We start from the raw sequence: 9,064 nt of genomic DNA on the forward strand, positions 1-9,064 counted from the left end.
GAGCCGGGGCATTCTAAAACAATGATGGCCGCATTTATTGTGGCTATCAGGGGAACGGTCACACAAGCAGTATTGTTAGGTCTTGCGGCGACAATTTCTCATACCTCTATTGTCTGGCTCATTGCACTGGGCGGGATGTATATCCGTCAGAAATTTACGGCAGAATCAGCCGAACCCTGGTTCCAGCTGATTTCAGCCATCATTATTCTTGCCACTGCGGCATGGATGTTCTGGCGTACATGGCGCGGAGAAAAGCTTTGGAGGATGGAGCAGGAAGATGAGCATGGCCACGTTAATCACCCTCATGATGAAACCCGCGTCATTGATACCGGTCATGGCAGCGTTGAACTCTCAATTTTCGAAGAAGGTCAGCCACCCCACTGGCGTTTACGCTCGCTCAGTGGCAGGAAATGGGAGGCCAGCGATATTACTCTGGTCACTAACCGGGGTACAGGGACATTTTCACAGGTGTTTGATTTCGTAGAAAAAGACGGGTTTATGGAATCTGCCCAGCCGATCCCTGAGCCGCACAACTTTGAGGTTTGTCTATCTCTAGGCCATCGTGGTCATGTACACGACTATGATGTGGAGTTCCGCGAGCATGATCATAACCACGATCACTCCGCACTTGAGGGACTTGATGTTAGTTCACTCGAGTATCAGGACGCGCACGAAAAAGCACATGCTAACGACATCAAAAAACGCTTTGCTAATAGCAGCGTAACAACCGGACAAATTATCCTTTTCGGCCTGACGGGGGGTCTCATTCCTTGCCCGGCAGCCATTACAGTTCTTTTACTTTGCATTCAGGTGAAAGAATTTACGTTGGGAGCTGTGCTGGTTCTTTGCTTTAGTATCGGATTGGCAATCACACTGGTAGCTATCGGTGCTGTTGCAGCTGTAAGCGTACGACAGGCATCAAAGCGTTGGGACGGGTTGGATGTTTTAGCCCGAAGAGCACCATACTTCTCAAGTGCTTTGATTGCGTTAGTGGGAATTTATATGGGTTATCACGGATGGTTGGGCATAACAAATTGAGAGGTTTTATTAGAATGCTGTTATTCACAAAACTATTTATTGTTCAATCGGATAATTGAAAAAAATCGGGCTCCAATACTGGCAGCCCGCAAAAAACCACTCAAGGAAAAACAGAGGGCGTGATATTGCGCAGGGTTAATGAAATAGGATATACAAATGAACAAATTTGCATATGTTATATAATGAATAGTTTATTTCAACATTAAAACATGAACTACAACCAATTGATGCTACTTGTACACAATAGCGGTTGCATACGTATTATCGGAAGAATTAAGTGACGAAATTTCGAAATGAGTCCCACCCAATGAATCTGCTTTCTTTGATAGTGACCCAATTACTTCTGACTGCGTTGCACTTCCTGCTTTAAAGAAGCTTACCTCACCAATTCGTACCGCTCCTTGAGGTGTGGGGTTTAAATAGGTGACTTCTGAAGCTGCATAACCACTTGAAATAAATAGTAGCAATGACAATGAGAGGACGTTTTTCATGATACACCTTTTTTCCAGTTCAGTGGCAATTATAATAACGCACATGGTGTTGAAAATAATTAACATAAAAGGACAAAAGAAACACAAAAACAGACATGATTATTGGTTATTGTTAAAAAGTAAAGGGATTGAAGTTGTTATAAGTGGTTAATATGTTCACTCTTAAATTCTTTAGGTGATACACCATATATTGACTTAAAGGTTCTACAAAACGATGATTGATTGCTGAAATTGAAATCAATCACTACATCAATGATTTTGCATTTTTTATTTATAATTTCATGAGCAGCATACTCTATCCTTTTTCGTCTAATATATGTACCTAAAGACATGCCAAAATGGTGTTTGAAAATTTTTTGAAGATGCCATTTACTATATCCTGAAATAATAGATAAATGATTGATTGATAACCCTGTTTTTATAGGTGCATCTATTGTAAAAATGATGGTGTTTAAGACGCTAAGCTGAAATTTGTCAGTTCTACACATTTGAAAGTCACTTGGCTTAATGGTGTGGTTATATGTTTTTGCGGTACTTTTCGGGGGTTGTACCCGAGAGTTTTTCAAACATAATAATGAAGGATGATGTGTTACTATAACCTAGCAAATAAGATATCTCTTGGATGGTTTTTTCTGTCCTCAATAATGGTAGCGAATTTAAAAAACGCACTCTTGCTCTCCATTCACGGAAAGACATATTAAGTTCGCTCTTGAATTTCCTGGTGAGGGTTTTTTCTGAGGTGAAAACAATGTTTGCCCATTCGTTTAGCGTGCGATTACTTCCGGGGTTAACCTTGAGATAACTCAAGATTGGCTGTAAATACTTGTCTTTTGAGTTTGGAAGGTAATTCATCGCCTTTGAGGCATCCTCAAGTTGATCAATAAAAACTGTGGCTAAACTCTCACCCTTTCTCCCGGAAAGATAAGAAATATTTTTTGTCAAAATCGTATTTATTATGGCTCTACCTATTTCAGTAAGATTTATAATACAGGCTTTTTCAGGTAGGTTGTTGCAAAGCTTCAGAGGTATACAGATTGAACAATATTCAGTGGTTTTGAGATTATGGCTAGAGTGATTCAACCCCGCAGGGATCCAAATAGCATATTGCCAAGGGGCCAGCAAGGTGATATCACCCTCAATATCTGTTTCAATCATACCTGAATTTATAACGTTAAGCTGTCCCCACGCATGGTTATGCAAGCCTACCTCAGTATGCGCCGTTAGAACATCGTTGAGGATTGTTATGTGTTCTTGAGAAATGCTTACCGTAGAAACTATCTGATGGTTGGTATCATTATTTTTCATAAATATCCTTCAGCTCTAAAAGGATGCTATAAGCACACATTGATAATTTGTGAACTTCGCCAGTTTCGTTGCTGATAAGTTCTTCAAGATCATCTAATGTTTCATTTTCCATCATAAACATATTAGTTTCAAGCCACTTGTTTAATTGTTTATCAATAATGGTAATGAACTCACTGTTCTTTTTGTATTCAAAAATATAATGGAATATAATAAATAAAGATGAAAGATTTGTTAAAACTAAAAAGTCGTCAGAAGTACACTTTTCCAGGGAATCTGAGAGACGTAATCTGTCATGTGTATGCCTTACTACATTTGACATGTTTAAGTTTTTCTTTTTCAGAGCATAGACTAACTCTTTGATTGTGGCCTTAATTAACTTTTCATTTTTAATGCGTTTTTTCTCAGGAAAAATTATAGAGATCCCAAGTCCAGTAATGATTAAACCTACAGTTGCTCCAAGGCTATTATCCATAAATGTTTCATAGGACACAACAGAGGTATTGCTCGGCTGAAGCCCAAAGTAAAATGTTGTCAGAAATGTTACTCCGAGAAGAAATGTTTTACCAACAAATAGAAATCTACTACCGATTATTAGCACTGGGAGTTGAGCTATAAAGAAAATTGAGGGTGATATGAACGTATATTGAGAACTGTAGATTGTTTGAATATAAATCCATCCTACAATCATGCCTAAGATTGTTCCATAAACCATATGCTTGCCGCCAGCTACCGGTGCAGGATAAGTTGTAAGTAAGATCATATACACAACTCCCAGTGATACCATCACATGACCACCAGACCAACCGGTAATATACCATGTAATTAAAAGAATACCTGTTATAGTGAATGCTCGGATGCCACGTATTACTGCTTCAAGGGCTGATTTGTGTTCAAGGAATATATTCGATATTTTTATCTTGCTGTGGTCGAATTTATTTATATCAGCCCTGCACATAAGTGATTTTTTGATAATGTTTAAAAAATCACTTTTTATATCAGCAAGCTTCTCTCCTTCATTTTTTAGATAATGACGGAGTGTGTTTGAATATAAGAAAAGCATCATGGATAAAATGGAGAAGGTTTTAAGGGCGCCTTTAGATTTAAAACCCAAACCGTGTTCATATACAATATTTCTCTTATTTGAGATTAATGTGGAAATATCAGTGAACAAATTTTTAATTTCTTTCCTTTCAATATTATTTGCTTCCGCAACTTTCTTGTTTATTCTGATTGTTTTCCTGAATATGCCACGCATATTTTTTTTGAAATCATAATCACTTCTCTTTAGAAGCATCAGCACTGATGTTACAACTAAGATTACCACTCCCATAAATACACCAGTACTTCTTGTAATAAGGTTAAAGTATGTTTCTTCAGGGGATAAAATTAATGGCAGTGCAACAAATGCATATGTGTTTGCACCTAACTGAAATAAATGCGAGTTATCTGTTGGAACCAAACTTATCATCACGCTCATGAATGATATCCATAGCATGGAAAAAACGATGAAATATAGTTCATTACCGACATAAAGGTAAGCTGATATAAATGATGCCATTATTCCCAGGATAGTGCCGATTATCCTATTACGAGCTTTTAAATATTGAGCGCCGACAAAACTTTGTGATACAACGATAGCACTCATTACAGCCGTAGGGCCCCCTGATATGTTAAAGTAAAATGATACGAGCTCAATTATAAAAACAGAAAATATTAGAGAGAAAATTCTCATTTCGTTGTCAAAGTTTTTCATGGTTTTCAGATATAGTTACAGTGCAAGTCATACCAGATACAAGAAGATCATAATTATCTTGATTAGAAGGAATTGCGATTCTTACGGGAATACGCATAGGTAGCCGTACCCATTCAAAAGTTGGGTTGACCTCATGTAGTTCGCCTTGAGAGCCCTTGTTACTATAATCAAGAATCCCTTTAGAAATGCTTTCTACGCTTCCATTAAATCTAATTTTATCATTTAAAAGAGTAACTACAGTTTTTTGTCCTTTCTTTATGCGATTAAGTTGATCTTCTTGAAAATATGCGTATACATAGAAGCTGTTGTCTTTAACTATAGAAACAATGCTTTTACCGTTAGCGATGTAGTCGCCAGTATGAACTAACAAATTTGTTATATATCCATCAGTGGGAGCAAAAATTTTAGTCTTAGACAGGTTGAGTTCGTCACGCCGACTCTTATGAATTGATTCCTGATAGTCTGACTTAGCAATATAATAATCAAAACCAGCATTGCTGACCTCCTCATTGCTCAAAACTGTGCCAGATAATCCATTTTTTCGGTGATATGTTTTGGCAAGTTTATCCATATTGTATTTTTTCGACTGTATGTCTTGCCTTGATTCTTCGGCCAGGATTGTATAGTCGCTATCGTCGATTGTGAAAAGTAACTGTCCTTTCTTGACGTGCTGATTATCCTTTACTGCCACGTCTGTAATATAGCCGTCGACTTCCCCCACCATAGTAATTACATCAGCTCTTACTCTTCCGTCTCTTGTCCATAATCCATTTATTTGAGAGTCTGATATTATATAAATAGCAGCGCAAGATATTACAAATACAATTATAGTGAATGAAATGCTTTTAATATTTTTCATATTTAAAACCAATAATTAACGGATAAGCTTAACATATATATAGAAAATGAAAGCATTGGTTTATGCCATACTTTATGCCAAAGTTTGGTGTGTTTGACTAATGCCATGGCTGCAACATAAAGAAGATACCCTTGTACCATCACTTTGAATATATATGGAAAGGACATTCCGAATAAAACCAAATCAGTCATTTTATACTTCTACCAAATCAGTTATGTTGACAATATTATTTCATGTATTTTTAAATTCAGATCAACAAAAACAGACCGATCATACACAAAAAAAGACATGTTCTTTATTCGTCATTATCCTTAGTATGGGTATTCTTTGTAAGAGGCAATATCGTTCAGAGAAATCAAGTAGAAATTTGTTAAATGTAATCAGCTTAAAATTACCCGAGCGATGGATGGTTAAATGGTGTTTGTAGGTGCTGTTAACATTACTCTTGTCATTGTGCTAATTCCAAATTCATTATTGAGTATAAAATAGACAGGATGATTTAAACAGACAATTAAAACCATTAAATTCTATGATGATAGCCTTACATTTGTAGATAAAATCTCACGTGCATTGAGGACAAGTTGATAACGCTGTTGCAGTTCTGGCAATGGAGTCAAATGCGCGGAAAGGCTTGCGTTTTAGTACCGGAAAGATCGAATGTATAGAAACTTCTTGGTAAGGGTATCAGCCCAGCCGGTCATAAGTACATAAGCTAAAAACAAAATTGTAAGGTTTATGGCTCAACGTTAGTACATACAAAAATTTACAAAAAGTAGTATTGACCCTATAGCTATTGCAGGGTTTTTAATGTTCATCAACAGGAAACGAGCATTATGCTCAGATGATGAACATTAACTAAACTAGGATTTATCTATATGAAAAACATCAAATCTATCGCCGCTGCCTCTTTGTTATCCGCTGTGTCCTTCTCTGGCCTGGCACAGAACATTAGTGTTACTGACACAACTCTTGATGGCGCTGAAGCGCAGATTGCGGCTAAGGCAAAAGAGGCAAAAACCTCCTACAAAATCATTTCTGCATATACTGGTAATCGTGTGCACATGACCGCTGTTCTGGGTGAATAGGAAAATAATGGGTTAGGAATTTATCGAGTGTTGATGGATATTTTAATTCCTACCAAGAATAATCAACACGACTAACCGTCAAGGTACATTATATTATTCTAACTTTTTCCTCAGGTAGACATTTAGGGCCAACTGTTTCAGGCCCTTTTTTTTTGCGTTTTTTTAGAAAGTCATTACGGTTTTTGAGTCAATAATACTAATCGGATAGGCATAAACTAAAATGCTGATGGTTCGAAGTGATATTATTTCAGTTCGGAAAGAATGATTTTCTCAACCGCTGTGCGAGCTTTTATCGCAGATTGCAAATCCTGAAGGATATGAGCTCTAACAATTGCACCTTCAAATAGCATATTGATGGTTTCCGAAACCTCAATAACGTCTTTTTCAGAGGGAAGTATTTTAGATACATGATGCTTAATTAATTCGTACATTTCATTTTTATTTTTAGCGCAAATTTTATGAATTAGATTTTCAGGGTTGCTAAATTCGGCACTGACATTGATAAAATAGCAGCCATAGAAAGGGGGAGATGCAATAATTCTTCTATTTATGGAGTCATCAAGATCATTAAACAACTCTAGAATTGTTAGTCGTCCATCTTCTATTTTTTTGATGCGTGATTGTAACCTGGAGAAGTATCGCAGGTCACAATATTCCACTGTGGCTGCAATAAGTTCTTCTTTACTTGGAAAGTAGGTGTAGAGGGTTTTCTTTGCAACCCCAGATTCCGATATCACACGATTGATACCGACAGCATGCACGCCGTACTGATAAAAAAGATTAAAAGCAGTAGATATTATTTTTTCTTTTTTGTCCATTGGAGCTACGCCTGTTCATTGTAAAAGTCGAATATTGACATAAGGAGACAGATCTGTCTACTCTTGTTTGGAGTGGGAGACAAATCTGTCTCCTTTGATATTCATTTAATGAGGCTGTTATGCAAACTATCTCCAATCCTGAACACTTCGAAGTGCTAACTAGCACCTATGACCTGGTTACCATAGGATCCGGCTCTGCCGCTAGGGCAGCCGCAAATGAGGCTCGTAGGCTTGGTAAGTCTGTAGCAATGATCGAGCATGGAACAGCCGGGGGTACCTGTCTTAATGTTGGGTGCGTTCCATCAAAAACACTTTTGGCTGCGGCTGCTACTCGTTTTGCTGCATTGCATCAAAATTTCCCTGGCATTAAAACGTATGCAGAGCCTGCAAATCTGGCATTGTTGGTTAACGATAAAGACCAAATGATTACTCAGTTCCGTGATACATTTCATGTGAAGGGACCCGTTGAAGCTGGGATCAATGTTTTACTTGGTACTGCAGTATTCACTCCTTCTGAAAACCGCGATTGTGTTAGTTTGGTTGTCGAAGGCTCTGAAGACTCGATACAAGTTCAAGCGAAGCATGTAATTATAGCCAGTGGTGCGAGCCCATTTATTCCAGAGATACCCGGTTTGCTCGATGTGGATTTTTTAACCTCTTCTTCCGCAATGTCCCTTAAAAGTGTGCCGGAATCTTTGCTGGTAGTTGGTGGAAACGCTATTGGTTTGGAGCAAGCACAGTTATTTTCCCGTTTGGGTTCAAAAGTCAAAGTAATCGAGGTTGCACCGAGAATCGCTCCCTTTGAAGATCATGCTATCTCTGCCACTTTAAAAGAGTCGCTTACTAAACAGGGTGTTGAGTTTTTGACCGGGGCAGACTTAAAACAAGTTAAGGTGGGTGGTGATTTAGTTATTTGTACGGTTATCGTCGGTGAGGATACTCACGTAATTACGGCAGAGAAAATTCTTATCGCAACAGGGCGCCGCCCTGTGACTGAAAAACTGAATCTGGACGCTGTCAATGTGTCGGTCGGTGCGCGTGGACAGGTCATTGTCGATAAGCATCTAATGACATCGAATCCACGGATCTGGGCTGCAGGTGATGTTACAGGTGAAGCACAATTTGTTTACGTCGCTGTTGAACAAGGAAGATTAGCGGCAAGCAATGCACTTGGGGGCGAGCTCTCCTCTCTGGATTACAATGCCCTCCCTCGGGTTACCTTCACCTCCCCTGAGTTGGCTTCTGTAGGTTTGACTCCATTGCAAGCTGAAGAAAGAGGAATCCCATATGAGATCCGAGAACTCCCTGTAGCTTTTGTTTTACGTGCTATTGTCAGCCGCCATAGCGATGGTTTAATCAGACTGGTTTCTGATAGTCAAACCGGAACGATTTTAGGCGTTCACATGGTCAGTGAATCCGCAGGTGATGTGATAGCAGCTGCGACCTATATTATTTCCGCCAATATGACTGTGCATCAGTTAGCAAACATTTGGTCGCCTGAGTTTACCATGACGGAGTCACTGAAGAATGTTGCAAAAACTTCCCCTATAACTAACTGATGATTGCATTTTAACCATTGCCGGCGTGATTCTGGCAATGGTAATTTCCTCAGGCATTAAACGATTACAGATATATCGGTGTGTTTATATAGAGGAAGGTTAATGAATTTCTAACGTAATCAATTATTTGTAGGGCCAATATTGTTGAGGGGATTT

The 9,064-nt window shown here is 38.4% G+C and carries 10 protein-coding genes; 3 read left to right on the forward strand and 7 right to left on the reverse strand.

The window, feature by feature from the left end; translation table 11 throughout:
* Positions 1–1,038 (forward strand): nickel/cobalt efflux transporter (locus LLF79_RS26430; RefSeq protein WP_045369919.1); only part of this gene is annotated, 1,038 nt, incomplete at its 5' end.
* Between the two features lie 230 nt (positions 1,039–1,268).
* On the opposite strand, the gene LLF79_RS26435 is transcribed toward LLF79_RS26430, so the two are convergent.
* The 6 genes from LLF79_RS26435 to LLF79_RS27100 form a co-directional block, all read right to left on the reverse strand.
* Positions 1,269–1,529, reverse strand: a complete 261-nt coding sequence (locus LLF79_RS26435; protein WP_071882578.1) for a DUF1471 domain-containing protein — start codon at positions 1,527–1,529, stop codon at positions 1,269–1,271.
* Positions 1,530–1,666: 137 nt separating this feature from the next.
* Positions 1,667–2,017 (reverse strand): AraC family transcriptional regulator, encoded by a 351-nt coding sequence (locus LLF79_RS27095; protein WP_071882579.1) that lies wholly within the window; start codon positions 2,015–2,017, stop codon positions 1,667–1,669.
* A gap of 28 nt (positions 2,018–2,045) precedes the next feature.
* Entirely contained in the window at positions 2,046–2,834 is a 789-nt protein-coding gene (locus tag LLF79_RS26445) for a helix-turn-helix domain-containing protein (RefSeq protein WP_004115430.1), read from the reverse strand.
* Entirely contained in the window at positions 2,824–4,587 is a 1,764-nt protein-coding gene (locus LLF79_RS26450) for an FUSC family protein (protein WP_032705156.1), read from the reverse strand. The genes LLF79_RS26445 and LLF79_RS26450 overlap by 11 nt, the downstream gene beginning before the upstream one ends.
* Complete coding sequence (locus tag LLF79_RS26455; protein ID WP_004115436.1) at positions 4,574–5,446, reverse strand: HlyD family secretion protein; 873 nt, start codon at positions 5,444–5,446, stop codon at positions 4,574–4,576. Before LLF79_RS26455 ends, LLF79_RS26450 begins: the two co-directional genes overlap by 14 nt.
* Before the next feature lie 2 nt (positions 5,447–5,448).
* Positions 5,449–5,637 carry a DUF1656 domain-containing protein gene (locus LLF79_RS27100; RefSeq protein ID WP_110229045.1) on the reverse strand — a complete coding sequence of 63 codons (189 nt, stop codon included), beginning with the start codon at positions 5,635–5,637 and terminating at the stop codon, positions 5,449–5,451.
* A gap of 684 nt (positions 5,638–6,321) precedes the next feature.
* On the opposite strand from LLF79_RS27100, the gene LLF79_RS26465 reads away from it, so the two are divergent.
* Positions 6,322–6,531, forward strand: coding sequence for a YdgH/BhsA/McbA-like domain containing protein (locus LLF79_RS26465; protein WP_004115439.1), 210 nt, complete (start codon positions 6,322–6,324; stop codon positions 6,529–6,531).
* A gap of 242 nt (positions 6,532–6,773) precedes the next feature.
* On the opposite strand, the gene LLF79_RS26470 is transcribed toward LLF79_RS26465, so the two are convergent.
* Complete coding sequence (locus LLF79_RS26470; protein ID WP_004115442.1) at positions 6,774–7,349, reverse strand: TetR/AcrR family transcriptional regulator; 576 nt, start codon at positions 7,347–7,349, stop codon at positions 6,774–6,776.
* Between the two features lie 119 nt (positions 7,350–7,468).
* On the opposite strand from LLF79_RS26470, the gene LLF79_RS26475 reads away from it, so the two are divergent.
* Entirely contained in the window at positions 7,469–8,908 is a 1,440-nt protein-coding gene (locus LLF79_RS26475; RefSeq protein ID WP_004115446.1) for an NAD(P)/FAD-dependent oxidoreductase, read from the forward strand.
* Positions 8,909–9,064: the final 156 nt, after the last annotated feature.

Source organism: Enterobacter cloacae complex sp. 2021EL-01169 (genome assembly GCF_020733125.1).
In the GTDB taxonomy this organism is placed as follows: Bacteria; Pseudomonadota; Gammaproteobacteria; order Enterobacterales; family Enterobacteriaceae; genus Enterobacter; species Enterobacter roggenkampii.